This is a genomic window from Agrobacterium sp. ST15.13.013, assembly GCF_027956525.1.
Lineage (GTDB): Bacteria > Pseudomonadota > Alphaproteobacteria > Rhizobiales > Rhizobiaceae > Agrobacterium > Agrobacterium salinitolerans.
Window position 1 is genome coordinate 1 of the sequence record NZ_JAQKGP010000064.1, and the last position, 2,086, is coordinate 2,086.

Consider the following 2,086-nt stretch of genomic DNA (forward strand, 5'->3'; position numbering starts at 1 on the left):
GCCTTTTGTCATTCAAGGCAAAGATTTAAAGGCAATAAAAATGGCGTACAAAATCAGGTGCGCCCCTTAAAGGAGATAAATTGCTCCGCAATTTACTCCAGCAGTATGCATCACAGCGTCCCTGTGATGCTGTCGCGATAAATCCCATAGGGATTTACGCTGGTAACGCGGGGTGGAGCAGCCCGGTAGCTCGTCAGGCTCATAACCTGAAGGCCGCAGGTTCAAATCCTGCCCCCGCAACCACTGAGACTTGAATATTTGCCCATTCAAGTCGTTTAATTGAAAGCTCCTCCGCGTAAGCGTCGAGGAGCTTTTTTTGTTTGTGCTCCGTGTCGAGCTCGCCGGCCCGCCGTTTCTCCAGATAGTCGTGCTGCTTCAGCGCCTCGAACTGCTTCTCCAGGATTGTTGCCGCGTCCATCGCCGCCAGGATCGAAGCGATGCGGCCGTGGACTTCGAGGGATGCCGGCTGGTGGCCGGGTGTCTTACCGATCACCACCTTCTGGATGAACTGGCGCACGAGGTTGATGAAGGGCTGCTTCGTCTCGGAATCGGCGTGCTCGCGCATGTAATAGAAGGCAGAGTTGATGACCAGCTCGACGGCCTCCGGACTGACCTGCGCCTTCAGCTTCCTAACCTTCTCCCCGAAATCTTCCGCCTCTGATACCTGCTTCAGCCGCGCCTCGAGGCCAGCACGGCGTTCCTCAAGCGTGTCGAGCATGTCGTCGTAGGCGGCGAGACGAGGCCGGCCTTCTGCGGCACGATCACTGATCTGCTGGATGATCTGGCGCTGTTCCTGTTCGGCAGCCTTCAACTCCCCGGAAATCTGCAGGCGCTCGTCCGGTTCCTTCTTCATCGAGGCTGCAAGGTTCTGGCGCGCCTGTCCGGCGACATCGTCGAAGACGCCCATGCTGAAGAATGCAGCCGGCAGGCATGACAGCACCCGATCCTCCAGGTTCTTGCGGAGAATGGTCTTCTGGTTGGAACAGCAGGCGCCGTCGAGCCTGTCGATTGGCAGCTTGTTTTTGTGGTTGGAGCAGCCGTAGCGTTCCTTGGCCATGATGGCATAGGAGCCACCGCACTCTGCGCATTCCAGCACGCCGCTCAGCAGGTAGCTCGGCCGGTGTGTCCTGTTCAGCGGATTGGTGGTCGTGCGGGAAAAGTTCTCCAGTGTCGTGAGTTGCCGTTCCTTTACGCGCGCCCACAGTTCGTCGCTGACGATGCGCATGGATGGTACCTCTGTCACGACCCATTCGCTTTTGTCGTTGAGGCGAGCGGTGCGCCGTTCGGTCTCCGGGTTCTTGCGGTAATTCTGCTTGTTCCAGACGATCCGGCCGACATAGAGTTCGTTGTGGAGAATGCCAGCCTGCCGCTTGCCGTCACCACGGATCGTGTCGTCGCGCCAGTACTTGTGCTGCGGTGCAGGGATATGGCGCGCATTAAGGCTCGCGGCGATGGCCGCGGGACTGACGCCATTTGCATATTGCTCGAAGATCCAGCGGACGATCTCTGCCTGATCATGTTCAATCTCGCGCAGGCCCTTGATCCGGTCGCCGTTGGCGTCGCGCTGCTGACCGATGCGGTAGCCGTAGGAGAGGCGGGTCGTCGCAGTGCCCTTGCGCGCCGCCGTCTTCATGCCTTCTCGTGTGCGGAAGCGACCTTGCTCGACCAGTTCGTGACTGAGCGTGGAGCGCATATGCAGCTCGATATGACTGATCTGCGGGTTTCACAAAGTCCGGGACACGGATTTCAGTAAGTCGCGGACAGCGATTTCAGTAAGTGCGGGACAGTGATTTCGCAAAGATCCCATGGAGAGTGAATAGCGGCCGACGCTCTGGCAAAGTGAGGCTGCGATAACGCACTCACTTCATAGGAGAAACGCCGTCATGGAAGCTGTTACTTCCCAACCGCATACGCCGACCGCTATCCGCACCGATCTTGCCGCAATATTCGTATCATTGGAACTCTCTCGCTCAACCTGGCTGATCACTGCGGGTTTCGGTAATTCGCGGACAGGGATTCCATTAAATCCCGGACAGCGATTTCACTAAATCCGGGACAGCATTTCCGCTAATTCGCGGACAGCGAT

Annotated in this window: 1 protein-coding gene, 1 tRNA gene and 1 pseudogene; 2 read left to right on the forward strand and 1 reads right to left on the reverse strand. The window is 57.8% G+C overall.

What is annotated here, in order from left to right:
* Window positions 1–166 precede the first annotated feature (166 nt).
* Window positions 167–243 (forward strand) — tRNA-Met (locus tag PL597_RS25845).
* Window positions 244–316: 73 nt separating this feature from the next.
* Window positions 317–661 carry a hypothetical protein gene (locus PL597_RS25850; RefSeq protein ID WP_271366642.1) on the forward strand — a complete coding sequence of 115 codons (345 nt, stop codon included), beginning with the start codon at window positions 317–319 and terminating at the stop codon, window positions 659–661.
* Between the two features lie 579 nt (window positions 662–1,240).
* Here the strand turns inward: PL597_RS25850 and PL597_RS25855 are convergent.
* Window positions 1,241–1,693, reverse strand: a pseudogene (locus PL597_RS25855) (recombinase family protein); the annotation flags it as partial.
* Window positions 1,694–2,086 lie beyond the last annotated feature (393 nt).